Below are 25,064 nucleotides of genomic sequence, written 5' to 3'. Positions count from 1 at the left end.
TTTGCTCTCCCTTGTTTTTTCCTTGCCTGCCTGATGACGCTGCTGTCAGTGGCGCCTGCCCAGGCCGCCGGCCTGCCGGGCCTGCTCACCAACCAGGCCAAGGCCCAGCCCGAAGCACAGGAACCGCTGGGGCAATCCCTGGACGAAGTGATCAAGTCGCTGGAAAACGACCAGCAACGCAGCAAGCTGCTGGCCGACCTGAAAAAGCTCCGCGACACCACCAAACAGGCCCAGCCGATTACCGAAGAAGGCGTGCTGGGCCTGATTGGCGGAACCCTGACCACTATCGAGAAGAAATTTACCGGCGACGACAGTCCGCTCACGCGCTGGTCCAGTGAGCTCGATCAGGCCAGGGAAGAACTGGCGGCGCTGGCGCTGCCGGCCAATGAATGGCTGCCCATGCTGTTCGCCTTCGCCATGATCCTGATGGTCTGGAGCCTGCTGGCCGCCGCGCTGATCTGGATCAGCCACCGCGTGCGGATGCGTTTCGGCCTGACCGAAGAACTGCCACAGCACCCCCGGGCCCTGGACATGCTGCGTTTTGCCCTGCGCAAACTCGGGCCATGGCTGATTGCCCTGGTGATCACGGTCTACATGAGCTACGCCCTGCCCTCGTCCCTGGGCAAGAGCCTGGCGATGGTGCTGGCCTATGCACTGGTGGTCGGCACCTGCTTCTCGGCCATCTGCGTGATTGCCTTTTCCCTGCTCGATGGCCCACACCGCCACCGCGCCCTGTACATACTGCGGCACCAGGCGTTTCGGCCGCTGTGGCTGATCGGCAGCTTCGCCGCATTTGGCGAAGCCCTGAGCGATCCGCAGCTGGTCGCCAGCCTCGGCAGCCATCTGGCCCATACTGCCGCGACTGTTGCCAATGTCCTGGCCGCGCTTTCCACGGGGCGCTTCATCCTGCGCTTCCGCCGGCCGATCGCCCACCTGATCCGCAACCAGCCGCTGTCCCGGCGCCTGACCCGCCGTGCGCTCAACGACACCCTGTCAATTCTTGGCACCTTCTGGTACGTACCGGCACTGGTACTGGTGGCAATCTCCCTGTTCGCGACGTTCATTTCCGCCGGCGACACCAGCACCGCCCTGCGCCAGTCGCTGATCTGCACCGTCTTGCTGGTGCTGTGCATGGTCATCAACGGCCTGGTACGCCGCCAAGGCCTCAAACCCCAACGCGGTATCCGGCGCTACGCGGTGTATTCGGAACGGCTGAAAAACTTCTTCTACACCATTGTTCACCTGTTGGTGTGGCTGGCCTTTATCGAACTTGGCCTGCGGGTCTGGGGCATGTCATTGATCCGCTTTACCGAAGGCGACGGCCACGAAGTCAGTGTCAAACTGTTCAGCCTCGCCGGCACATTGCTGTTCGCCTGGCTGATCTGGATTCTCAGCGATACCGCGGTGCATCACGCGCTGACCCGCTCGCGCAAAGGCCTGGCCAATGCCCGCGCGCAGACGATGATGCCGCTGATCCGCAATGTGCTGTTCATAGCGATTTTTATCATCGCGCTGATTGTCGCCCTGGCGAACATGGGCATGAACGTCACCCCCCTGCTGGCCGGTGCCGGCGTGATCGGCCTGGCCATCGGTTTTGGTGCGCAGTCGCTGGTAGCCGACCTGATTACCGGGTTGTTCATCATCATCGAAGACTCCCTGGCCATCGACGACTACGTGGATGTCGGCGGCCACCTCGGTACGGTCGAAGGGCTGACCATCCGCACCGTGCGCCTGCGGGACATCGACGGCATCGTCCACACCATTCCGTTCAGTGAAATCAAAAGCATCAAGAACTACTCCCGGGAATTCGGCTACGCCATCTTCCGGGTAGCGGTGCCGGCCAACATGGACATCGACAACGCCATCAAACTGATGCGCGAAGTCGGCCAGAAAATGCGCACCGATCCGCTACAACGACGCAATATCTGGTCGCCGCTGGAGTTCCAGGGGGTGGAAAGCTTCGAGTCGGGCAACGCCATCCTGCGCGCCCGGTTCAAGACTGCGCCGATCAAGCAGTGGGAAGTGTCGCGAGCGTTCAACCTGTCACTCAAGCGACACATGGATGAAGCCGGACTGGATCTGGCGACACCGCGGATGAGCATTCAGGTGATTACCGCCGGTGGTGGCCCGCAGGAGTAGGAGCTGCCGCATGCTGCGATCTTTTGATTTTGGCCTTTAAAGGATCGCAGCCTGCGGCAGCTCCTACAAAGGCAGCGTCAGACAACATCCACCCCCACATGAATCGCATCATGCCGCCAGAACTCCAGATCACAATCGATCAGCCGCTCATGCTGGTCATAGTTGACCCGGGCAATCCGCAAGCCCGGGCTGCCTGTTGACACCTTTAACGCTGCCGCCGCATCCACCGACAACGCCGTGGGCACAATTTCGAAGCGCACCCGCCCGTAGTGCAGGTCGTAATGCCGCGCATACAGTTCGGTGATCGACTGATTCAAATCGAAATCGAGTATCCCGGGAAAGTACTGCGGGTTCAGATAGTGCTCCACATACAGCACCAGTCGCCCGTCGATCCGCCGTGCGCGGCAGATCTGAATCACGCTCGACAGCGCCGGCAATTGCAGCCAGGCACACACCGCCGCCGATGCCGGTTGCAATCGCGCCGAAATCACCTCGGTGGACGGCACTCGCCCTTGGGCGCTGACCATCGCGTGAAAGTGGCTGCGCTGCATGAGGTTGTAGGCCAGGCGCGGCGGCGAGACGAACCAGCCGCGACGCTCCTCGCGATAAATCTGCCCCTGTGACTCCAACTGCAACAACGCTTCACGCAAAGTGATCCGCGTGGTACCGAACAATTCACTGAGCTTGCGCTCGGCCGGCAATTTGCTGCCCGGGGTCAACAGTCCATGGTCGATCTGCTCCTGAAGCACCTGGCCGATGGCTGTTACCGCTTTTGTTGCCTCTTCACGCATCAACGTTTCCTTTCTGGACTAGACCAGCACCATTTCAGGGCTGAACCACAGCGTAAACCGGCTCATTCAATAGTCCTGCAAGCGTAGGCAGCGCAGATGACCAAGATGTGACAAAGCCGCCCAACGGTCGCCATTCTCTGGCCTCAACAACCTGCAATTCATCGGCCAAGCCCCTTTCCCTCCGGGGCCTTGACCATGGTCTACGCTTAGCAGGCCAGTCGCGATACCGCTGAACAAAAAGACATTCCGGGCGACGAACGACATCAAAGTGTCATCCAGTCCCCTTAAATTGGCTCAGGTATTGCTGACCTAGACCAACACAACCGCAATCGCAGCGTAGAACACGACCCAAGGAGCTTCGGAATGAAAAAGCTTTTCCTGGCATCACTGTTAGGCTCGACCATCGCTATGTGCACCGCCGCCATGGCGGCCGACACCGATTTGAAAACCCTCGAAGCCGCCGCAAAAGCGGAAGGCGCCGTCCACAGCGTCGGCATGCCCAATGACTGGGCCAACTGGGCCGGCACCTGGAAAGACCTGAGCGACAAGTACGGCCTCAAGCACATCGACACCGACATGAGCTCGGCCCAGGAAATCGCCAAGTTCGCCGCGGAAAAAGACAACGCCAGCGCCGACATCGGCGACGTCGGTGCAGCGTTCGGCCCGATCGCGGTCAAGCAAGGCGTGGTCCAGCCTTACAAGCCTTCGACCTGGGATCAGATTCCAGCCTGGGCTAAGGACAAGGACGGCAACTGGGCACTGGCTTACACCGGCACCATCGCTTTCATCGTCAACAAGAAGTTGCTGCACGGTTCCGAAGTGCCGACCAAGTGGGCTGACCTCAAGACCGGCAAGTACAAGGTTTCCATCGGCGACGTGAGCACTGCTGCCCAGGCTGCGAACGGCGTACTGGCCGCGGCTCTGGCCAATGGTGGCGACGAGAAAAACCTCAAGCCTGCCCTGGATCTGTTCGCCGACATCGCCAAGCAGGGTCGCCTGTCGATGTCCAACCCGGTCATTGGTGCCATGGAAAAAGGCGAAATCGAAGTCGGCGTGGTCTGGGACTTCAACGGCCTGAGCTACAAGGCCAAGATGGCCAATCCAGATGACTACGTGGTGCTGATCCCGTCCGACGGCTCGGTGATCTCCGGCTACACCACCATCATCAACAAGTACGCGAAAAACCCGAACGCCGCCAAGCTGACCCGCGAATACATCTTCAGCGACGCGGGCCAGATCAACCTGGCCAAGGGCAACGCCCGGCCGATCCGCGCCGACCACCTGACCCTGCCAGCCGAGGTGCAGGCCAAGCTGCTGCCTAACGAGCAGTACAAGAAGGTTACGCCGATCAAGGACGCGGACGCCTGGGAAAAGACCTCCAAGGCCCTTCCTCAGAAGTGGCAGGAAGAAGTCATCATCAATATGCAGTAATGCTGCATCTGTAGGAGCTGCCGCAGGCTGCGATCTTTTGATTTTGCTTTTCATAGGCAAGGTCCAAAGATCGCAGGCTTCGCCAGCTCCTACGACGATCTGATCAGATTTGATTTCGGAGTCATCGCCCCTATGAAACACAACGTCATCCTTGTCGTGCTCGACGGCCTCAACCACCAGGTTGCCCGCCACGCCATGGGGCACCTGCAGGCGTACGTCGGCGCCGGACGCGCCGCACTCTACAAACTGGAGTGCGAGTTGCCGTCCCTGTCCCGCCCGCTGTACGAATGCATCCTGACCGGCGTTGCGCCCATCGACAGCGGCATCGTCCATAACAATGTCTCGCGCCTGTCCAACCAGCGCAGCATCTATCACTACGCCACCGACGCAGGCCTTGTCACTGCTGCGGCGGCCTATCACTGGGTCAGCGAGCTGTACAACCGTTCGCCCTTCGTCGCGGCCCGGGACCGTCACACCGATGACCCGCAACTGCCGATCCAGCACGGGCATTTCTACTGGAACGATCACTATCCGGATTCGCACCTGTTCGCCGACGCCGAAAACCTGCGCCTGCGTCATGCGCCGAACTTCCTGTTGATCCACCCGATGAACATCGACGATGCCGGGCACAAGCACGGCCTCGACACCCCGCAGTACCGCAACAGCGCCCGCTCGGCCGACATCATCCTGGCCGACTACCTGCAAGGCTGGCTCGATGCCGGTTACCAGGTGCTGGTCACCGCGGACCACGGCATGAACAACGACCGCTCCCACAACGGCCTGCTGCCGGAAGAACGTGAGGTGCCGCTGTTCGTGCTCGGTGACGCATTCAGCCTCGACGCCGGTGCCGCGCCGAAACAGACCGAAATCTGCGGCACTGTCTGTGAGTTGCTCGGCGTCCCCCACGACAAACCGGTCTGTCGGGAGCTGTTGAAGTGAATGCCATGACCCGCAGTAAATGGCTGGCAGCCTTATGCCTGGTCCCGTTCGCGCTGTTCTTCATCGTATTCGAGATCGCACCGCTGACCTGGGTGATGATCAACAGCCTGCAATCGGAAGAATTCGGCTGGGGCCTGGCCAACTTCAGCAAAATCTTCAGCTCGAAGTTTTACCTGCAAGCCATCCAGTACAGCCTTGAGATCAGCTTCTGGTCCAGCGTGTTCGGGATCATCATCGCCATACTGGGCGCCTACTCCCTGCGCCGGGTCGATTCGAAACTGCGCAACTTCGTCAACGCCTTCGCCAACATGACCAGCAACTTCGCCGGTGTCCCCCTGGCCTTCGCATTCATCATTTTGCTCGGCTTCAACGGCAGCTTCACCATCATGCTCAAGCAGGCCGGCATCATTCAGGATTTCAACCTGTACTCGAAAACCGGGTTGATCATTCTCTACACCTACTTCCAGATTCCCCTCGGCGTGCTGCTGCTGTACCCGGCCTTCGATGCGCTGCGCGAAGACTGGCGCGAGTCGGCTTCACTGCTCGGCGCCGACGGTTGGCAGTACTGGCGGCACATCGGCTTGCCGGTGTTGACGCCGGCACTGCTGGGCACCTTCGTGATCCTGCTGGCAAACGCCCTCGGTGCCTACGCCACGGTGTACGCCCTGACCACCGGCAATTTCAACGTGCTGCCGATCCGCATCGCGGCAATGGTGTCCGGTGACATTTCCCTGGACCCGAACCTGGCCAGCGCCCTGGCCGTAGTGCTGGTGGCCTTGATGACCCTGGTGACCATCGTGCATCAGTTGCTGCTGAAGAGGAGCTACCATGTCTCGCGTTGAACTGGGGTCCGTCGGTGTCTACCACCGCGTCGTGGTGTACCTGCTGTTTGCCATCCTGCTGTTGCCGCTGGCCGGCACGCTGATCTACTCGATCGCCAGCAGTTGGTCGGCGACCATTCTGCCCAGCGGTTTCACCCTCAAGTGGTACATCCAGTTGTGGAGCGATCCGCGCTTCCTGAATGCGTTCGGGCAATCGTTGCTGGTCTGCGTCGGTTCGTTGATTCTTTCGGTGGTGCTGATTCTGCCGCTGCTGTTCGTGGTGCATTACCACTTCCCGAAACTCGACGCGTTGATGAACATCCTGATCCTGCTGCCCTTCGCAGTGCCACCGGTGGTGTCGTCGGTAGGGCTGTTGCAGCTCTACGGTTCCGGACCGTTCGCCATGGTCGGGACGCCGTGGATCCTGATCGGTTGCTACTTCACCGTGGCGCTGCCGTTCATGTACCGGGCCATCACCAACAACCTGCAGGCGATCAACCTGCGCGACTTGATGGACGCCGCCCAGTTGCTCGGCGCCAGCACCTTTCAAGCGGCGCTCCTGGTGGTACTGCCGAACCTGCGCAAGGGCCTGATGGTGGCGTTGCTGCTGTCGTTCTCGTTCCTGTTCGGTGAGTTCGTGTTCGCCAACATCCTGGTCGGTACCCGCTACGAAACCCTGCAGGTCTATCTCAACAACATGCGCAACAGCAGCGGTCATTTCACCAGTGCGCTGGTGATTTCCTACTTCTTCTTTGTGCTGGTTCTGACCTGGATTGCCAATATCTTGAACAGGGACAAAAGCGAATGAGCTATGTCAGCGTCCAACATCTTCAGAAAAGCTTCGCCGGAACCACGGTGTTCAGCGACATCAATTGCGAAATCCAGAAAGGCGAGTTCGTCACCCTGCTCGGCCCGTCCGGTTGCGGCAAATCCACCCTGCTGCGCTGCATCGCCGGCCTGACCTCCGTGGATGGTGGCAAAATCCTGCTCGACGGCCAGGACATCGTGCCGGCGAGCCCGCAGAAACGCGGGATCGGCATGGTGTTCCAGAGTTATGCGCTGTTCCCCAACATGACCGTGGAACAAAACGTCGCCTTCGGCCTGCGCATGCAAAAGGTCAATGCCGATGACAGCCGCAAACGCGTCGCCGAAGTGCTGAAACTGGTGGAGCTCAATGACTTTGCCGCGCGTTACCCGCATCAGCTCTCGGGAGGGCAGTGCCAGCGCGTTGCCCTCGCCCGCTCCCTGGTGACCCGGCCACGCCTGTTGCTGCTCGACGAGCCGTTGTCGGCCCTGGATGCGCGCATTCGCAAGCATCTACGTGAACAGATTCGCCAGATCCAGCGCGAACTGGGTCTGACCACGATTTTCGTCACACACGATCAGGAAGAAGCCCTGACCATGTCTGACCGGATTTTCCTGATGAATCAGGGAAAAATCGTACAAAGCGGCGACGCCGAAACCCTCTACACCGCACCGGTGGATGTGTTCGCCGCCGGTTTCATCGGCAACTACAACCTGCTGGATGCCGACAGCGCCTCGAAGCTGCTGCAGCGTCCGATCAGCAAGCGCATCGCCATTCGCCCGGAAGCCATCGAACTGAGCCTCAATGGCGAACTGGACGCGCAGGTACGCAGCCACAGCTTGCTGGGCAACGTGATTCGCTACCGGGTCGAGGCCCGGGGCGTGGAATTGGTGGTGGATGTGCTGAACCGCTCGGCGGCCGACCTGCATCCCGATGGTCAGCGCCTGGCGCTTTCCATCGATCCGACGGCCCTGTGTGAGGTAGCCTGATGCCTTTGCTGACGCTGAAGAGAGAACTGCACTGATGGCCCTGGCAATTTTTGATCTGGACGAAACCCTGATCCACGGCGACTGCGCCTCACTGTGGAGCGAGCAAATGGTCCGCCTCGGCTGGGTCGATGGCGAATCGTTCCTGCGTCGCGACAAGGAGTTGATGGATGCCTACGGAAGGGGCCATCTGGCCATGGAAGACTACATGGCCTTCAGCCTGGAACCCTTGATTGGTCGTACACCTGAAGAGGTCGCGCACCTGGTTGGCCCATGGGTGGAAGACTGCATCGAGCCGATCATTTTCAGTGACGCCACCAAGACCATCGCCGCCCATCGCAAGGCCGGCGACCGGATCCTGGTGATCTCGGCCTCGGGCACCCACCTGGTCGGCCCCATTGCCGAGCGCCTGGGCATCGACGAGATTCTCGGCATCGAACTGGAAGTGGCTCATGGCGTTTACAGCGGCCATACCGTTGGCACCCTGACCTACCGCGAAGGCAAGATCACCCGCTTGCTGGAGTGGCTGGATGCGGAAGAGGAAAACCTCGAAGGCGCGAGTTTCTATTCCGACTCGCGCAATGACTTGCCGCTGTTGCTGAAAGTGGATTACCCCCACGTGGTCAACCCGGATCCGGTGTTGCTTGAACACGCTGAAAAGGCTGGCTGGCCGATCCATCTCTGGAAGTAACCGGAAAGATCGCAGCCTGCGGCAGCTCCTACATGGGAATGCGAACCCCTGTAGGAGCTGCCGCAGGCTGCGATCTTTTCAAAGCCAACCCGATATCAGCTCAGGCTTTCATCAATCACCAACACCACCTTCCCCGCCACGGTATTACTCGCCAGCTCGGCAAACGCCGCCTCGGCATCCTTGATCGGGAATGCCCTGGCCAGCTGCGGACTCAACCGCCCTTCGGCGAACAACGGCCACACGTGCTGGCTCAAATCACTGAACAGATCTGCCTTGAACTGATCATCACGACTGCGCAGTGTCGAACCCAGCAACTGCACACGCTTGGCCAATACCTGAGCCAGATCCAGCTTGGCCTCACGGCCACCCATCAGACCGATCAACACCCAACGGCCATCCTGGGCCAGCAGCTTGAGGTTCAAAGCCGCGTAATTACCGCCCACCGGGTCGAGAATCACGTCGAACGGCCCCAGATCCCGCAGGCTCTCCAGATCGCCATTACGCACCACGCCGCCCTGGGCACCGAGCGCTTCGCAATACGCCAGTCGCTCGGCGGAGCCGACGCTGACCCAGCACGGATTACCGAACGCCTTGCACAGCTGAATGGCCGCTGAACCGATTCCACTTGCCCCGGCATGCAGAAGCACTTTCTGACCCGGTTTGAGCGCAGCCAGTTGAAACAAATTCAGCCAGACTGTTGCATAAACTTCGGGCAAAGCAGCTGCTTCGACCAGTGACATTCCGTCGGGAACCGGCAGCACATGCCGCCCGTCGACAACCACCTCTTCAGCCATCCCGCCCCCGGCCAGCAAGGCGCAAACCCGATCGCCAACCTGCCAGGAGGACCCTGCGCCAACCTCGCTGATGACCCCCGAGCACTCTAGACCGAGCACTTGACTGGCCCCCGGTGGCGGCGGGTAAAGGCCGGCTTTCTGCAATAAATCGGCGCGATTGAGACCTGCTGCCGACACTCGGATGCGAACTTGCCCTACATCGCATGTAGGACTCGGCTCATCAACCCACACCACTTGACCGTCAACGCCTTGCAATGCTTTCACAGTGCCTCCATAGTGAGTCTGGACTGAGCCCGAAGCTATAGCGCCGGGCTTTTTGCATTATGCGACCGGCTCCCAAAGAACCGGCGACTTCAAAGACGGCCTAATATGCGTTATCAATTGTCCCCGCGTCGAATCAGCATGAAGCATCTGTTCCCCAGCACTGCCCTCGCCTTGTTCATCGGTATCGGCTTGCTGCCGATGTCGAGCAATACATTCGCAGCCAATAGCTGGGACAAGCTTCAACCCGATCGTGACGAAGTGATCGCCAGCCTGAACGTCGTGGAGTTGCTCAAGCGCCACCACTACAGCAAGCCGCCACTCGATGACGCACGCTCGGTGATCATCTACGACAGCTACCTCAAGCTGCTGGATCCGTCGCGCAGCTACTTCATGGCCAGCGACATTGCCGAATTCGACAAGTGGAAAACGCAGTTCGACGATTTCCTCAAGAGCGGCGACCTGAACGCCGGGTTCACCATCTACAAGCGCTATCTGGACCGCGTAAAGGCGCGTCTGGACTTCGCCCTTGCCGAGTTGAACAAGGGCGTCGACAAGATCGACTTCACCGCCAAGGAAACCTTGCTGATCGACCGCAAGGACGCCCCTTGGCTCAAATCCACAGCAGAACTCGACGACCTGTGGCGCAAACGCGTCAAGGACGAAGTCCTGCGCCAGAAGATCGCCGGCAAGGATTCCAAGCAGATCCAGGAAACCCTGACCAAGCGCTACAAGAACCAGTTGGCGCGCCTGGACCAGACCCGCGCGGAAGACATCTTCCAGGCGTACATCAACACCTTCGCCATGTCCTACGACCCGCACACCAACTATCTGTCGCCGGATAACGCGGAGAACTTCGACATCAACATGAGCCTGTCCCTCGAGGGTATCGGTGCCGTGTTGCAGAGCGATAACGACCAGGTGAAAGTCGTGCGCCTGGTGCCGGCAGGTCCGGCGGACAAGACCAAGCAGGTTGCACCGGCCGACAAGATCATCGGCGTTGCCCAAGGCAACAAGGAAATGGTCGACGTCGTGGGCTGGCGCCTGGACGAAGTGGTCAAGCTGATCCGTGGTCCGAAGGGCACCGTGGTGCGCCTGGAAGTCATCCCGGCCAGCAATGCGCCGAACGACCAGACCACCAAGATCGTGCCGATCACCCGTGAAGCGGTGAAGCTTGAAGATCAGGCCGTAAAGAAATCGGTCTTGAACCTCAAGCAGGACGGCAAGGACTACAAGCTCGGCGTCATCGAGATCCCGGCGTTCTATCTGGACTTCAAGGCCTTCCGTGCCGGCGACCCGGATTACAAGAGCACCACCCGTGACGTCAAGAAACTGCTGACCGAACTGCAGAAAGAGAAAGTCGACGGCGTGGTCATCGACCTGCGCAACAACGGCGGCGGCTCCTTGCAAGAGGCCACCGAGCTGACCAGCCTGTTCATCGACAAAGGTCCGACCGTGCTCGTGCGTAACGCCGATGGCCGGGTCGATGTACTGGAAGATGAAAACCCGGGTGCATTCTACAAGGGCCCGATGGCGTTGCTGGTCAACCGCCTGTCGGCCTCGGCTTCGGAGATTTTTGCCGGCGCCATGCAGGACTACCACCGCGCGCTGATCATCGGCGGCCAGACCTTCGGCAAAGGCACCGTGCAGACCATTCAGCCGCTCAACCATGGCGAACTGAAACTGACCCTGGCCAAGTTCTACCGGGTTTCCGGGCAGAGCACCCAGCATCAGGGCGTCTTGCCGGACATCGATTACCCGTCGATCATCGACACCAAGGAAATCGGTGAAAGCGCCCTGCCGGAAGCCATGCCGTGGGACACCATCAAGGCGGCGATCAAGCCTGCGCTCGACCCGTTCAAGCCGTACATTTCTCAACTCCAGTCCGAGCATGACGTGCGTACAGCCAAAGATGCAGAGTTCGTGTTCATCCGCGACAAGCTGGCCCTGGCGCAGAAACTGATGGCCGAGAAAACCGTCAGCCTCAATGAAGTCGACCGTCGTGCCCAGCACGCCGACATCGAAGCCAAACAGCTGGCCATGGAAAACATCCGTCGCAAGGCCAAGGGCGAAGAACCGCTCAAAGAGCTGAAGAAAGAAGACGAGGACGCCATTGCGGCCGAGGATGACAAGACCAAACCGGAAGACGACGCCTACCTCAGCGAAACCGGGCGGATTCTGCTGGACTACCTGAAACTCAACACGGCAGTGGCCAAGCACTGAGTTTGTACAAACAAATGATGGCAATTTAATGCTGACGCCCCTACGGGGTCATCAAACAGTCATCATTCTGTCGTGAAATAAAGGACCGGGCGTGCTCTTTTTACCAAGGGCACGCCCGGTCCTTTTTTTATTGCCAGAGACCGCCATGACCACAACCGAACAGCTGAGTGCCTTGAACTCGATCCTGAGTCAAAGCGGTTTACACAGTCTGTTCCAACCGATCATCAGCCTCTCTGAGCGACGCATCCTCGGTTATGAAGCCCTCAGTCGCGGCCCCTCCAACAGCCCTCTGCACTCCCCTGTCGCCCTGTTCGCCGTCGCCCGCCAGACCGGACGCCTGAGCGAGCTGGAAATTGCCTGCCGCCAAAGCGCTTGCCGACGCTTCAATGAGCAACAACTGCCTGGCATGTTGTTCCTGAACGTGTCCCCGGAGTCCCTGCTCGAAGCGGCCCATCAACCCGGGCGTACCCTGCAATTGCTGCAGGACTTCGGCATCCCGCCGAGCCAGGTGGTCATCGAGCTCACGGAACAGACGCCGACCGACGATTTCCAGTTGCTGCAAACCGCCCTGCATCACTATCGGGCGATGGGGTTTTCGATTGCGCTGGATGATCTGGGAGCGGGCTATTCAAGTTTGCGCCTGTGGTCCGAACTGCGGCCCGATTACGTGAAAATCGACCGGCATTTCATTGATGGCATTCATCAGGATGCGCTCAAGCGCGAGTTCGTCGGCTCGATCCTGCAAATCGCCAAGGCCTCGCGTGCACAAGTCATCGCCGAAGGTATCGAGCTGGCCGAAGAACTCACGGTGCTGACCGAAATGGGCGTAGACCTGGTACAGGGCTATCTGCTCTGCCGCCCCCAGGAGCACCCGCCACGGGATGCCCGGGCATTGATGCCCCGACAGGACAGCACCGCCGTTGTACTGAGCGAAGACGCCAGCGACCTCAGCGCTCTGCTCAACGAACTACCCGCGGTGAACCGGGACACCCCGACCGCCACAGTGCTCGAAGCCTTTCGTCGCCAGGCCAACCTGAACTCGCTGGCGGTCCTGGATGAACAGGGTCAACCCTGTGGCATTGTCCATCGTCATTCGCTCTCCGACGTCCTGCTCAAGCCCTTTGCCACCGACCTGTTTGCCCGCAAACCCATCAGCCGGTTGATGAATGATGACTTCCTCGCCGTCGAACTGAGCCAGTCCCTGCAACAGGTCAGCCGCCTGATCACCAGCCGTGCCCGCCAGCGCATCGAAGAAGATTTCATCATCACCCTCAACGGCGGTTATCTGGGCCTGGGCCGGGTGATCGACGTGCTCAAGCTGATCACGGAACTGAAGATCCAGCAGGCCCGCTACGCCAACCCGCTGACCTTGCTTCCGGGCAACGTGCCGATCCAGCAATGCCTGACGCGGCTGCTGCAACAGCGACGGGAATCGGTGATCTGCTACGTGGACATTGATAGCTTCAAGCCCTTCAACGACATCTACGGCTATGGTCGCGGCGACGAAGTCCTGCTGTGCCTGGCGCAATGCCTGAACGACCGCGTCGATCCGTCCCGCGACTTCGTCGGCCACATCGGCGGCGATGATTTCCTGCTGGTGCTCGGTCCGCAAGACTGGCACAAACGCTTGAACCAGTTGCTCGACGACTTCCAGAGCCAGTGTCGGCGCTTCTACCGCAGCGAACACCTGGAAGCCGGCTGCTTCATCGCACCCAATCGCCAAGGTCAGCGCCAGGAGTTTGCGTTGTTGTCACTGTCGATCGGCGTGGTGCATTTGCATCCACAGGCCTGTGGACAACTCGATGCGAGCCAGCTGGCAGAAATGGCATCACAGGCCAAGCACCATGCGAAGAACGTGCAGGGCTATAGCGTGCATGTGATTGATAGCCTGGTGGTTTCCGGGCATCGATAAGGGAGCTTTCCGGCATCAGTCCAATCAACGAGGCGCCGAGGAAGACTTCAGCTCTTCGAGCTTGATCGGCGCCAACGGATGCCCGGCCTTCGCCGCTATCTCCCAGAACCGTGCGGCCTCAACCGGATCCGGAGCCTTGCTCGCTGTCCCGGCCAAGGTGATCACGCCCACTTGATACGCCGCCTTGGCATCGCCCGCCAACGCCGCCAGGCGCAACAAACGCACGCCCTCCTCACGGGCACCGAGGCCGACGCCGCGAAACGCCAGGATGTGCCCATAGAAGCTCTGGGCGCCGACATTGCCCAGGTTGGCCATGCGTGCGAACTGACCTTCGAGCCAGCGCCAGCCTCGTGGCTGACGGACAAACCATGACCAGTGAAACAATCGGCGCGCGAGCCAGTAACCGGCCCGCGCCTTGAGTTGCAAGAACACTCAGGCCTCGGCCGATTCCGGGTATTCGTACTCGAACACCCGCACCACTTCCGAAGCATGCCAGGACGCGGCGGCAACGCCGTCCGACGGCCCGGAGAAACGCCCGAGACGCTCGACACATTCAAAGAATCCGGTGCGCGGCAAGCGGCTGGCACCCTGACTGATCACCAGTGAACTGCGCAATGGCTGCTCCGCCCTGGCATCCAGGGCCGCCAGATGCTCAAGGGCCGCCGTCAGGGTTTGCATGGCCGGGGTCGGCAGCTGCAAACGCTCCAGCAATGCTCGATACGTCAACAGATGGCGCTGGCGACGCGCCTGATCCAGTTCGCCGAGCAACCCGTCCCAATGTTGACGACTGATGCGTACGCTCACGATTCATCCCTCCACCCTGGCACCGTCAATTCCCAGGCCAGGCTGCGGCGAATCGCAGCGTCGGGCAGACGCTCGCCGCTTTCGATCATGGCCAGGTAAGACGGGCTGATGCCTACCGTGCGGGCCAACGCCTCGATGGCGATGCCCTTCCCCTCGCGCAAACTGCGTAGTTGATCCAGACCCGGAAGAATCGTGTCTGGTGTTGCCGCCTGAGGCTTCGTGGCTTGAGGCGACGCTTGCTCCTTGATACCCGCTGCTTTCAGTAACGCCTGATACTGAGCCCATGGCAGAACCGCATATTCGGGCTCGCCTTCGCGTGTAATTATCTGAATATCCATCACTACCCCGTAGGACAACAACACTTAGCGAGTCAGTACTTTTCCTTAGAAGTGTAATCCTAACAGCGGCCAAGGTCGCGGGGGACATCAATCTGTGAACAGGCCGAAATCGACTCAGTGTTTTTTCGGGCCTTGAAGTTGAAGTTGCTCGGGGGTAGCAGGCAGACGCTCAACCACCGCGAGCTTCTCCGGCACCTGCCGCTTGCGCCAGGTGCGGAAGGCATTGAGCTCGTCGTCGAGCACTTTCATCAGCCATGCCAGTACTGCGATGTCATCGAACATGCCAAACAATGGAATGAAATCCGGAATCGCATCCACCGGGCTGAGGAAGTACATCAGGCCCGCGACCACCGAAACCAGCGCCTTGGGGCTGATAGCGCGATACTCACCACGCCAGTAGGCCAGGCAGAGTGCCTGCAACAGCTTCAAGTCGTCCTTGATCTTGCCCAACCGGTTGCCCTGGCTTACGCCTTTGCTGGCGACCGCGAACAACAGGCTCGGCAATCGACCCCGTGCCAGCAGGCGTCCGGCCAGTGGCAGGAAACGAGCGAAATTCCAGGGTGCTTTCATCATTCCTCCCGTTGAAATGTTATCCACACAAATTGTGGATAACCTTGTGAACAGAGCAGCTTTTCGCCGCTGTAAGCCCCGTGTTACAAGGCCTGCGTTCAGATCGGGCGTTTTTTACTCATCAAAAAAAACCCATAATTTCATTGACTTGGCGGCCTTGTGCGACTACCGCCAACACCACTATGCCTGAGACTCCGGCCTAGAGCGTCTGTTCGATTTGTTTACCCCTGCCGAACGCCAGATGCAACAACGCCCCGCATGAGCGAGGCGTTGTTATCGAAGCAGGCGCTGGTTACTTGGCAGCGGCGTCTTCTTTTGCCGGATCCTTGATGGCCAGCAGTTCCAGGTCGAATACCAGCACCGAGTTGGCTGGAATCGCCGGGCTTGGGCTTTGAGCGCCGTAAGCCAGGTCAGCAGGGATGTACAGCTTGTACTTCTCGCCAACGTGCATCAGTTGCAAGCCTTCGACCCAACCCGGGATCACACCGCTGACCGGCAGATCGATCGGGCTGCCGCGCTCGACGGAGCTGTCGAATACGGTGCCATTGGTCAGCTTGCCGGTGTAGTGAACGGTCACTACATCAGTCGGCTTTGGCTGAGGGCCATCGGCTTTCTGCACGACTTCGTACTGCAAGCCCGAAGCGGTGGTGGTCACGCCAGGTTTCTTGGCGTTTTCCTCGAGGAACTTCTTGCCGGCAGCGGCCGACTCTTCGCTCATCTTGGCCATGCGCTCTTCGGCACGCTTTTGCAGCGCGGCGAATGCCTCGACCAGTTCTTCGTCTTTGAGCTTCTGCTCTTTCTTGCCGACGGCGTCTTCGATGCCCTGGGCTACAGCCTTGGAATCCAGGTCATCCATGCCTTCCTGAGCCAGGCTCTTGCCCATGTTCAGGCCAATGCCGTAGGAAGCTTTTTGCGCCGGAGTTTTCAGCTCTACGCTGGTCTGCGAATCACAACCCGCAAGTACCAGGCCAACCAGGGCTACCGCCGCCGCCAACCGATGCTGTTTCATGCTATTTCCTTGTTCATGCGCCTAAAGGGCAATCGAGTAAAGCCGCGAGCTTATCAGGCCGCCACGACCAATGGCTACCGGCATGAGAGCCGGAAACAATTGATAAGTTCAGGTGTTTAAACGCTTTTCACTATTCGGCTGATGAAGCTTCTTTCACTTTGCGCCGACGCAGGCTGATTCCGGAACTACAACATCTGGCGTAATGGCCTCTTGCCGCACCCTGCGTACTCGGGCATAACCGCATGATAATTCGACAAGGATGTTTATCTTGCGCCTCTTCTTTCGCTTGCTGGCTCTCGTCGCAGTACTGCTCGGACTGGTCATGGCCGTGGTGCTTTACTACGTTGCCAACCCGAAATTGCCGGCCTGGTCGCCTGCGCAACAAGTGCATTACCTGGAGCAATGGAGCGCCGCCGATCGCGAGACCTATTACTTCACCCCCCAGGGCACTCAGGTCAAAGGCTTGCGCTACGACTGGTTCACCGCCCTCGAACTGCCCTTCTCCCGACAACGCTTCGCCGCCCCCGAATACCTCGCCCGCTTCGGTTTCCTGGTGGACCCCGGCCAGAAGCCGACACCGAACAACCCCGGCAACCTCCCCGCAGGCTTTACGCGGCACCAGAATGCGGGGAGCACGGATATGTTTCTGGATATCACCTGCGCGGCTTGCCACACCGGTGAACTGCGATTCAAGGGCCAGGCCGTGCGTATCGATGGCGGCTCGGCGCAACATGTACTGCCATCCAGTGTTCCTACACTCAAAGGCGGCAGTTTCGGACAGGCTCTGGTGGCCAGCCTCGCCTCCACTTACTACAACCCTTGGAAATTCGAGCGCTTCGCACGCAACGTGCTCGGCCAGGACTACGAAACGCGCCACCAACAGTTGCGTAAAGATTTCAAATCTTCACTGGATACCTTCCTCAAAGTGGCCTGGAACGACACCCATCGCGGGCTCTATCCGACCGAGGAAGGCCCGGGGCGCACAGACGCCTTCGGGCGCATCGCCAACGCCAGCTTCGGTGATGCGATATCCCCCGACAACTACCGCGTGGCCAATGCCCCGGTCGATTATCCGCAGTTGTGGGACATGTGGACGTTCGAATGGGTGCAGTGGAACGGCTCGGCGAAACAACCGATGGCTCGCAACATCGGCGAGGCGCTGGGCGTGGGCGCCACGCTGAACTTCTTCGACAAGAGCGGCCAGCCGCTGACGGGTGATGCCCGCTACCCCTCCAGCGTCCGCGTGCGCGATCTGCACCTGATCGAACAAACCCTGCAACGACTTTCACCTCCGGCCTGGCCTGAAGAACTGTTTGGCCAGGTCGACAAAACCCTGGCAGCCAAGGGCCGTGCCTTGTTCGCCGAAAACTGCGCAGGTTGCCATGTGCCGCGCACCAGCCAGGGCGAGGGACGATACGTCCAGCACCTGAAAATGCTCCCGGTGGATTACATCGGCACAGACCCCGGCGCGGCCAACAACATCGCCGACCACCGCTTCGACCTCACAGCTTTGCAATGGAAGCAGGCGGAACTGGAAAAACTCGATGTCGAGCCAAAGCCCGCCGAACCACTGGACCTGAGCAAAATGTCCGTGGCCAAGGGGTTGGCCTATGTCACCGCTTTTGTCCAGGACCGCGCCTATCAAGACGCCAACGTCACCCCTGCCGAGCGCCCTGACATGGACGGTTTCGGCCTGTCGATCGGTGTGCGCGAATTGCGTTCGTACAAGGCCAGGCCATTGGCGGGTGTATGGGCGACAGCGCCGTACCTGCACAACGGTTCGGTCCCGAGCCTTTATCAATTGCTGTCGCCTCAGGATGAGCGTGCGACCACCTTCTATAAAGGCACGTTCGAATACGACCCGGGACACCTGGGTTACCGCACCGAAGCCTTTGCCAACGGGTTCCTGTTCGACACACGAATCACCGGCAACCACAACAGCGGCCATGAATTCCGGGCCGGCAAACTCGGCAATGGTGTGATCGGCCGCGGATTGCAGCCACAAGAACGCTGGGCACTGCTGGAATATCTGAAAGTGCTGGGCGGCCCGCTGGAAGCGCAATTGCCATGACCACAACCGCCGTTAAAAGGACGTTCCCATGCTGATAACTCTCTGGCTGCGCCTGGGCGCCGTCCTCGCCAGCCTGTTGCTGTGGTTGCTGGGTCTCGGCGTGCTGGGCTGGGCCCTGGCCGGCGCCTGGTTTGCCTGGCAGCATCGCGGGCCGGTTTCGGCGCAGGAGTTGATGGCGGACGACGAAGCCGCGATGACCCGGGACATCATCCAGACCGCCGTGCGCATCGTCGATCAGCACCGTGAAAGCACCCGCTACCTGCGCGACGCCCATGCCAAGGCCCACGGCTGTGTGAAGGCCGAGGTTCAGGTGCTGCCGGAACTGCCAGGCGAACTGCGTCAGGGCGTATTCAGCGAGCCGGGCAAAACCTGGCAAGCGACGATGCGCCTGTCCAACGGCAATGCCTACCCGCAGTTCGATAGCATCCGCGACGCCCGGGGCATGGCGATCAAACTGTTCGATGTGCCGGGCAAGCAACTGTTGAGCGACCGGCAGGGGCGAAACGAGCAGGACTTTGTGATGTTCAGCCACCCGAACTTCTTTGTCAGTGATGTCGCCGAATACCGTCAGAACGTCGCCGCCCAGGCCGACGGTAAAAAGCTGATGGCCTTCTTCCCCGGTCGGGATCCACGCGCCTGGCAGGTTCGCCACCTGTTCATTGCCCTGGCGACACTGGCCCCTGCCCCGTCGAGCCCGACCCAGACGACGTACTTTTCGGTTTCACCCTACAAATTCGGTGAAGCCAATGCGAAATTCCGGGTCATGCCCGATCCGGATAACTGCCCGACCTACAACCTGCCGGAACAGAATCGCAAGTTGCCGAACTTCCTGCGCAATGCGCTGAACCAACAGCTGTCGACCGACCGGGTGCCCGCGTGTTTCGCCTTGCAAATCCAGCGACAGGACGCCAACCAGTACATGCCGATCGAAGACACCAGCATTGAGTGGCGCGAGAGCGATGCGCCCTTCGAGACGGTGGCACGGATCAAGGTGCCGGCACAGGACTTCGATACGCCGGCGCTAAACCTGCAATGCGACAACCAGTCGTTCAATCCCTGGTTCGGCGTCGAGGCGCACCGCCCCATCGGCGGGATCAATCGCCTGCGCAAGGCCGTGTATGAAGCCGTCAGCGACTACCGACACAGTCGCAACGCCGAGCAATAATCGAGCAGGCACAAAAAAAGCGATCCTCGGATCGCTTTATGGTCTGGCCAAACGCCAGACAGCAAAAAGCCCGCACTAGGCGGGCTTTCTGTGGTGACCTGGCGTTCAGTGTTCCAGGTTACCGAATATGGCGCAGCGGACGGGACTCGAACCCGCGACCCCCGGCGTGACAGGCCGGTATTCTAACCGACTGAACTACCGCTGCGCGTAGCGTTGAAAGTAAGTGGTGGGTGATGACGGGATCGAACCGCCGACATTCTGCTTGTAAGGCAGACGCTCTCCCAGCTGAGCTAATCACCCTTTACCTTCGTTGCGGGGCACATTATGCCACAGGTTTTTATAAAGTGTTGATTTATTTGAAGTTTTTTTCAAAAAATCTACAAACCGGTGAAACGATGCAACCCACAGGAACAACAGACAAACTTGAGGCAGAAAAAAACCCGCCTAAGCGGGCTTTTTCCGTGGTGACCTGGCGTTCAGTGCTCCAGGTTACCGAATATGGCGCAGCGGACGGGACTCGAACCCGCGACCCCCGGCGTGACAGGCCGGTATTCTAACCGACTGAACTACCGCTGCGCGTAACACTGAAAACGAATGGTGGGTGATGACGGGATCGAACCGCCGACATTCTGCTTGTAAGGCAGACGCTCTCCCAGCTGAGCTAATCACCCTTCGCTTCGGTGTGGCGCGCATTCTACGGAGCGACCCAACCTCTGGCAAGCACTTTTTAAAATAATTTTCTCAGCCCTTCCAAAGGCTTAGAGAAAGGTTGGCCTATGGCGTGGCGAAGACAATAATGCCCCCCTTTGTATAAAGGAGAGACTCACCCCATGTGGTTCAAAAACCTGCTTATCTATCGCCTGACCCAAGATCTGCCTGTTGATGCCGAGGCGTTGGAAACTGCACTGGCCACCAAACTGGCGCGCCCATGTGCAAGCCAGGAGTTGACCACCTACGGTTTCGTCGCGCCGTTCGGCAAAGGCGAAGATGCGCCACTGGTGCACGTCAGCGGTGACTTCCTGCTGGTGTCCGCGCGCAAGGAAGAACGTATTTTGCCGGGTAGCGTCGTGCGTGACGCGGTCAAGGAAAAGGTCGAAGAGATCGAAGCCGAGCAAATGCGCAAGGTCTATAAGAAGGAACGCGATCAGATCAAGGATGAAATCATCCAGGCCTTCCTGCCACGCGCCTTCATCCGCCGCTCGTCGACCTTCGCCGCCATCGCGCCGAAACAGGGTCTGATCCTGGTCAACTCGGCCAGCCCGAAACGCGCCGAAGACTTGCTGTCCACCCTGCGCGAAGTGATCGGCACCTTGCCGGTGCGCCCGCTGACCGTGAAGATGTCCCCGACCGCGACCATGACCGAGTGGGTCACCACCCAGAAAGCCGCGGACGATTTCTTTGTGCTGGACGAGTGCGAACTGCGCGACACCCACGAAGACGGTGGCATCGTGCGTTGCAAGCGCCAGGACCTGACCAGCGAAGAAATCCAGCTGCACCTGAGCACCGGCAAAGTGGTCACTCAACTGTCCCTGGCCTGGCAGGACAAACTGTCGTTCGTCCTCGACGACAAAATGGTGGTCAAGCGCCTGAAGTTCGAAGACTTGCTGCAAGACCAGGCGGAACAGGACGGCGGCGACGAAGCCCTGGGCCAACTGGACGCCAGCTTCACCCTGATGATGCTGACCTTCGGCGACTTCCTGCCGGCGCTGGTTGAAGCGCTGGGTGGTGAAGAGACTCCGCAGGGAATCTAAAAGCTTGTGATCTCAAACTGTGGGAGCGGGCTTGCTCGCGAAAGCGGAGCGTCAGTCGACATTGATACTGACTGATACTCCGCTTTCGCGAGCAAGCCCGCTCCCACATTTGGTTTTGTGGTGCTACTGAATAAAAAAGGATCAAGCCATGCGCGCACTGGCTGCATTGAGTCGTTTTGTCGGCAACACCTTCGCTTACTGGGTACTGATTTTCGCTGTCGTGGCGTTTCTGCAGCCGGCATGGTTCATCGGCCTCAAGGGCGCCATCGTGCCCTTGCTGGGGCTGGTGATGTTCGGCATGGGCCTGACCCTCAAACTCGAAGACTTCGCCGAAGTCGCTCGGCATCCATGGCGCGTGGCCCTGGGCGTGGTGGCCCATTTCGTGATCATGCCGGGCGTGGCGTGGTTGCTCTGCCAGGCGTTCCACTTGCCACCGGAAATCGCCGTCGGCGTGATTCTGGTCGGCTGCTGCCCGAGCGGCACCTCGTCGAACGTGATGACCTGGCTGGCCCGTGGCGACTTGGCGCTGTCGGTGGCCATCGCCGCCGTCACCACCCTCCTCGCCCCGCTGCTGACCCCGGCGTTGATCTGGCTGCTGGCCTCGGCCTGGTTGCCGGTGTCGTTCATGGAATTGTTCTGGTCGATCCTGCAGGTGGTGCTGTTGCCGATCGTGCTGGGCGTGGTTGCCCAACGAGTGCTCGGCGACAAGGTTCGCCACGCCGTGGACGTATTGCCGCTGGTGTCGGTGGTCAGCATTGTGATCATCGTCACGGCAGTCGTCGCCGCCAGCCAGGCGAAGATCGCAGAGTCCGGTCTGTTGATCATGGCCGTGGTCATGCTGCACAACAGCTTCGGCTACCTGCTGGGTTACTTCACCGGGCGCCTGTTCAAGCTGCCTCTGGCCCAGCGCAAGTCCCTGGCCCTGGAAGTCGGCATGCAGAACTCCGGGTTGGGGGCCGCGTTGGCGAGCGCACACTTCTCGCCGTTGGCGGCAGTGCCAAGTGCACTGTTCAGTGTGTGGCACAACATTTCCGGGGCATTGCTCTCCACGTATTTCCGCCGCATGAGCGAGAAACAGGATCGGGAAATGGCAGCGCAACAGGTCAGTGACTGAGTTGAAAACTTGATCCCCGGGTTAATGTTGGGCACTATATTGCGCAACGCGAGGACGACCTCGCGGCTCGATCGAGTCATTAATCAGGGGACGACCCCGTCAGACGATGGAGGTCTTCATGTCCTGGATCATTCTGTTTTTCGCCGGCCTGTTCGAAGTCGGCTGGGCCGTCGGCCTCAAGTACACCGACGGCTTCACCCGCCCGCTCCCCACCGTGTTGACCGTCGCGGCCATGGCGATCAGCCTTGGCTTGCTCGGCCTTGCAATGAAAGAATTGCCGCTGGGTACGGCCTATGCGATCTGGACCGGTGTCGGCGCCGTTGGCACGGTGATCGCCGGGATCATCCTGTTTGGCGAATCCATGGCGCTGGTGCGGTTAGCGAGTGTGGCGTTGATTATTTCCGGGCTTGTTGGCCTGAAGGTCAGCGCTTAACTTTCAGACCGCCATCGTCGGATCGCCGCCCGGAGATCCGACGATGAGGCCCGTTCAAACAACCATTATCTGACAGCCCCGCGCAACTCCCCCACCAACGCCTGCAACTTCGCCGGCTCCGCCACTTCAACCGCCACCGCCGGCCCCGCCACCAATGTCACTCGCGACCACAGGCGATGAAACAGTCCCTTGCCCGGATCGCGGCTGAAGAAACTCCCCCACAACCCCTGCAAGGCCAGCGGAATCACCGGTACTGGCGTCTCTTCGAGAATCCGCGTCAACCCGCCCTTGAATTCATTGATCTGGCCATCGGCGGTCAATTTACCCTCGGGAAAGATGCACACCAGCTCACCGTCCTTCAGGTACCGGGCAATGCGCGTGAAGGCTTGTTCATATATCTGGATGTCTTCCTGGCGCCCTGCAATCGGAATCGTCCCCGCGGTACGGAAGATGAAGTTCAGCACCGGCAGGTTGTAGATCTTGTAGTACATGACAAAGCGAATCGGCCGACGCACCGCGCCGCCAATCAGCAAGGCGTCGACGAATGACACGTGATTGCACACCAGCAACGCCGCGCCTTCATCGGGGATCAAATCCAGATTGCGATGCTCGACGCGGTACATGGAATGGCTGAGCAGCCAGATCATGAAACGCATGGTGAACTCGGGGACGATCTTGAAGATGTAGGCGTTGACGCCGATGTTCAGCAACGACACCACCAGGAACAGCTGCGGGATCGACAGCTCGGCCACACTCAGCAAGATGATCGAGACAATCGCCGACACCACCATGAACAAGGCATTGAGGATGTTGTTGGCGGCAATCACCCGCGCCCGTTCGTTCTCCGCCGTACGTGACTGGATCAGCGCGTACAGCGGCACGATGTAGAAACCGCCAAAGACGCCCAGGCCGAGGATGTCGAGCAACACCAGCCAGGTGTGGCTGAAACCGAGGATCTCGATCCAGCCATGGCCAGTGGCGCTGTCCGGGATTCCACCAGAATGCCACCACAGCAGCAGACCAAAAACGGTCAGGCCGAACGATCCGAACGGCACCAGTCCGATCTCGACTTTGCGCCCGGAGAGCTTCTCGCACAGCAGCGAACCCAATGCGATGCCGACCGAGAACACCGTCAGAATCAGCGTCACCACGGTTTCGTCGCCGTGCATCCACTCCTTGGCATAGGCCGGGATCTGCGTCAGGTAAATCGCCCCGACAAACCAGAACCACGAGTTGCCGACAATCGAGCGTGACACCGCCGGCGTTTGCCCCAGGCCCAGCTTCAACGTGGCCCAGGACTGGCTGAAGATGTTCCAGTTCAGGCGCATTTGCGGCGTGGCGGCCGCCGCCCGGGGAATGCTGCGACTGGCCAGGTAGCCGAGCACGGCAGTGCCGATGATTGCCACGGACACCACCGGTGCGTAATGCGCCGAAGACATCATGATCCCGGCACCAATGGTGCCGGCAAGGATCGCCAGGAAGGTGCCCATTTCCACCAGGCCGTTGCCGCCTACCAGCTCATCTTCATGCAGGGCTTGCGGCAGGATCGAGTACTTCACCGGCCCGAACAACGCCGAGTGGGTGCCCATGGCGAACAGCGCCAGCAGCATCAACGACAAGTGATCGAACATGAAGCCGACGGCACCGACCGCCATGATGGCGATTTCCCCAAGCTTGATCAGGCGGATCAACGCGTCCTTGGCGAACTTTTCCCCGAATTGCCCGGCCAGGGCCGAGAACAGGAAGAACGGCAGGATAAACAGCAGCGCACACAGGTTGACCCATATCGAGCGGTCACCCTCGATGGTCAGCTTGTACAAAATGGCCAGGATCAACGACTGCTTGAACACGTTGTCGTTGAACGCCCCGAGGGACTGGGTGACGAAGAACGGCAGGAAGCGCCGGGTGCGTAGCAAGGTGAACTGTGAGGGGTGACTCATCTTCCATGTGTCCCTGATGATAGGTAACGAGTGGCCTGGATTCTTATTGGATTATCAAAAGTCGATCCAGGCCACA

22 protein-coding genes and 4 tRNA genes are annotated in these 25,064 nt (G+C 59.8%); 14 read left to right on the top strand and 12 right to left on the bottom strand.

What is annotated here, in order from left to right; genetic code table 11:
- The first annotated feature begins 33 nt into the window (after positions 1-33).
- The gene (locus tag ACMDB8_RS07875; RefSeq protein WP_263291791.1) at positions 34-2,139 is read left to right on the top strand and encodes a mechanosensitive ion channel family protein; all 2,106 of its coding nucleotides are present in this window, start codon (positions 34-36) and stop codon (positions 2,137-2,139) included.
- Between the two features lie 77 nt (positions 2,140-2,216).
- Here ACMDB8_RS07875 and ACMDB8_RS07870 read toward each other — a convergent pair whose 3' ends face one another.
- Positions 2,217-2,930: a UTRA domain-containing protein gene (locus tag ACMDB8_RS07870; protein WP_056721785.1), complete on the bottom strand. Its 714-nt coding sequence runs from the start codon at positions 2,928-2,930 to the stop codon at positions 2,217-2,219.
- Positions 2,931-3,293: 363 nt separating this feature from the next.
- Here ACMDB8_RS07870 and ACMDB8_RS07865 point away from each other — a divergent pair, with 363 nt between their 5' ends.
- The 6 genes from ACMDB8_RS07865 (at position 3,294) to ACMDB8_RS07840 (ending at position 8,603) form a co-directional block, all read left to right on the top strand.
- Positions 3,294-4,361 carry an ABC transporter substrate-binding protein gene (locus ACMDB8_RS07865; protein WP_223542318.1) on the top strand — a complete coding sequence of 356 codons (1,068 nt, stop codon included), beginning with the start codon at positions 3,294-3,296 and terminating at the stop codon, positions 4,359-4,361.
- Positions 4,362-4,493: 132 nt separating this feature from the next.
- Positions 4,494-5,300: an alkaline phosphatase family protein gene (locus tag ACMDB8_RS07860; protein WP_409078467.1), complete on the top strand. Its 807-nt coding sequence runs from the start codon at positions 4,494-4,496 to the stop codon at positions 5,298-5,300.
- A gap of 5 nt (positions 5,301-5,305) precedes the next feature.
- Entirely contained in the window at positions 5,306-6,142 is an 837-nt protein-coding gene (locus ACMDB8_RS07855) for an ABC transporter permease (protein ID WP_162252402.1), read from the top strand.
- Positions 6,129-6,929 carry an ABC transporter permease gene (locus ACMDB8_RS07850; RefSeq protein ID WP_409078468.1) on the top strand — a complete coding sequence of 267 codons (801 nt, stop codon included), beginning with the start codon at positions 6,129-6,131 and terminating at the stop codon, positions 6,927-6,929. Before ACMDB8_RS07855 ends, ACMDB8_RS07850 begins: the two co-directional genes overlap by 14 nt.
- Complete coding sequence (locus ACMDB8_RS07845) at positions 6,926-7,915, top strand: ABC transporter ATP-binding protein (protein ID WP_056721775.1); 990 nt, start codon at positions 6,926-6,928, stop codon at positions 7,913-7,915. The genes ACMDB8_RS07850 and ACMDB8_RS07845 overlap by 4 nt, the downstream gene beginning before the upstream one ends.
- 34 nt (positions 7,916-7,949) lie before the next feature.
- On the top strand, positions 7,950-8,603 hold the full coding sequence (locus ACMDB8_RS07840; RefSeq protein ID WP_056721773.1) for an HAD family hydrolase: 654 nt from the start codon (positions 7,950-7,952) through the stop codon (positions 8,601-8,603).
- 95 nt (positions 8,604-8,698) lie between these two features.
- On the opposite strand, the gene ACMDB8_RS07835 is transcribed toward ACMDB8_RS07840, so the two are convergent.
- The gene (locus ACMDB8_RS07835; protein ID WP_056721772.1) at positions 8,699-9,661 is read right to left on the bottom strand and encodes a zinc-binding dehydrogenase; all 963 of its coding nucleotides are present in this window, start codon (positions 9,659-9,661) and stop codon (positions 8,699-8,701) included.
- A 138-nt stretch (positions 9,662-9,799) separates the two neighbouring features.
- Between ACMDB8_RS07835 and ACMDB8_RS07830 the strand changes: the two genes are divergently transcribed.
- Positions 9,800-11,881 carry a carboxy terminal-processing peptidase gene (locus ACMDB8_RS07830; protein WP_223542399.1) on the top strand — a complete coding sequence of 694 codons (2,082 nt, stop codon included), beginning with the start codon at positions 9,800-9,802 and terminating at the stop codon, positions 11,879-11,881.
- 145 nt (positions 11,882-12,026) lie between these two features.
- The gene (locus ACMDB8_RS07825; protein WP_409078469.1) at positions 12,027-13,793 is read left to right on the top strand and encodes a bifunctional diguanylate cyclase/phosphodiesterase; all 1,767 of its coding nucleotides are present in this window, start codon (positions 12,027-12,029) and stop codon (positions 13,791-13,793) included.
- 24 nt (positions 13,794-13,817) lie between these two features.
- Here ACMDB8_RS07825 and ACMDB8_RS07820 read toward each other — a convergent pair whose 3' ends face one another.
- The 5 genes from ACMDB8_RS07820 to ACMDB8_RS07800 all read right to left on the bottom strand — a co-directional run bounded on the left by ACMDB8_RS07820 (position 13,818) and on the right by ACMDB8_RS07800 (position 16,514).
- Positions 13,818-14,225 (bottom strand): hypothetical protein, encoded by a 408-nt coding sequence (locus ACMDB8_RS07820; protein WP_056721766.1) that lies wholly within the window; start codon positions 14,223-14,225, stop codon positions 13,818-13,820.
- Positions 14,226-14,597 (bottom strand): hypothetical protein, encoded by a 372-nt coding sequence (locus ACMDB8_RS07815; protein ID WP_007898892.1) that lies wholly within the window; start codon positions 14,595-14,597, stop codon positions 14,226-14,228.
- Complete coding sequence (locus tag ACMDB8_RS07810) at positions 14,594-14,935, bottom strand: helix-turn-helix domain-containing protein (protein ID WP_056722297.1); 342 nt, start codon at positions 14,933-14,935, stop codon at positions 14,594-14,596. Before ACMDB8_RS07810 ends, ACMDB8_RS07815 begins: the two co-directional genes overlap by 4 nt.
- Positions 14,936-15,049: 114 nt before the next feature.
- Positions 15,050-15,505, bottom strand: a complete 456-nt coding sequence (locus ACMDB8_RS07805) for a YkvA family protein (RefSeq protein ID WP_056721765.1) — start codon at positions 15,503-15,505, stop codon at positions 15,050-15,052.
- 292 nt (positions 15,506-15,797) lie between these two features.
- Complete coding sequence (locus ACMDB8_RS07800) at positions 15,798-16,514, bottom strand: FKBP-type peptidyl-prolyl cis-trans isomerase (RefSeq protein WP_056721763.1); 717 nt, start codon at positions 16,512-16,514, stop codon at positions 15,798-15,800.
- A 268-nt stretch (positions 16,515-16,782) separates the two neighbouring features.
- Here ACMDB8_RS07800 and ACMDB8_RS07795 point away from each other — a divergent pair, with 268 nt between their 5' ends.
- The gene (locus ACMDB8_RS07795; RefSeq protein ID WP_056722295.1) at positions 16,783-18,585 is read left to right on the top strand and encodes a di-heme-cytochrome C peroxidase; all 1,803 of its coding nucleotides are present in this window, start codon (positions 16,783-16,785) and stop codon (positions 18,583-18,585) included.
- A 28-nt stretch (positions 18,586-18,613) separates the two neighbouring features.
- Entirely contained in the window at positions 18,614-19,750 is a 1,137-nt protein-coding gene (locus ACMDB8_RS07790) for a catalase family protein (protein ID WP_056721762.1), read from the top strand.
- Positions 19,751-19,878: 128 nt separating this feature from the next.
- Here ACMDB8_RS07790 and ACMDB8_RS07785 read toward each other — a convergent pair.
- The 4 genes from ACMDB8_RS07785 to ACMDB8_RS07770 all read right to left on the bottom strand — a co-directional run bounded on the left by ACMDB8_RS07785 (position 19,879) and on the right by ACMDB8_RS07770 (position 20,421).
- A tRNA-Asp gene (locus tag ACMDB8_RS07785) sits at positions 19,879-19,955 on the bottom strand.
- A 19-nt stretch (positions 19,956-19,974) separates the two neighbouring features.
- A tRNA-Val gene (locus tag ACMDB8_RS07780) sits at positions 19,975-20,050 on the bottom strand.
- A 199-nt stretch (positions 20,051-20,249) separates the two neighbouring features.
- Positions 20,250-20,326: transfer RNA gene (locus ACMDB8_RS07775), tRNA-Asp, on the bottom strand.
- A gap of 19 nt (positions 20,327-20,345) precedes the next feature.
- Positions 20,346-20,421, bottom strand: a tRNA-Val gene (locus ACMDB8_RS07770).
- A gap of 159 nt (positions 20,422-20,580) precedes the next feature.
- Between ACMDB8_RS07770 and rdgC the strand changes: the two genes are divergently transcribed.
- The 3 genes from rdgC (at position 20,581) to sugE (ending at position 23,048) form a co-directional block, all read left to right on the top strand.
- Positions 20,581-21,501 carry a recombination-associated protein RdgC gene (gene rdgC, locus ACMDB8_RS07765; RefSeq protein ID WP_007969735.1) on the top strand — a complete coding sequence of 307 codons (921 nt, stop codon included), beginning with the start codon at positions 20,581-20,583 and terminating at the stop codon, positions 21,499-21,501.
- Positions 21,502-21,649: 148 nt separating this feature from the next.
- Positions 21,650-22,615, top strand: coding sequence for a bile acid:sodium symporter family protein (locus ACMDB8_RS07760; protein ID WP_056721760.1), 966 nt, complete (start codon positions 21,650-21,652; stop codon positions 22,613-22,615).
- Positions 22,616-22,733: 118 nt separating this feature from the next.
- The gene (sugE, locus tag ACMDB8_RS07755) at positions 22,734-23,048 is read left to right on the top strand and encodes a quaternary ammonium compound efflux SMR transporter SugE (protein ID WP_007977599.1); all 315 of its coding nucleotides are present in this window, start codon (positions 22,734-22,736) and stop codon (positions 23,046-23,048) included.
- Between the two features lie 65 nt (positions 23,049-23,113).
- Here the strand turns inward: sugE and ACMDB8_RS07750 are convergent, their stop codons facing one another.
- Positions 23,114-24,988 carry an MFS transporter gene (locus ACMDB8_RS07750; protein ID WP_056721757.1) on the bottom strand — a complete coding sequence of 625 codons (1,875 nt, stop codon included), beginning with the start codon at positions 24,986-24,988 and terminating at the stop codon, positions 23,114-23,116.
- Between the last annotated feature and the right edge of the window lie 76 nt (positions 24,989-25,064).

The sequence above is a fragment of the Pseudomonas monachiensis genome, from assembly GCF_047345015.1.
GTDB lineage: Bacteria > Pseudomonadota > Gammaproteobacteria > Pseudomonadales > Pseudomonadaceae > Aquipseudomonas > Aquipseudomonas monachiensis.
This window is presented reverse-complemented; position numbering and strand designations above follow the sequence as displayed.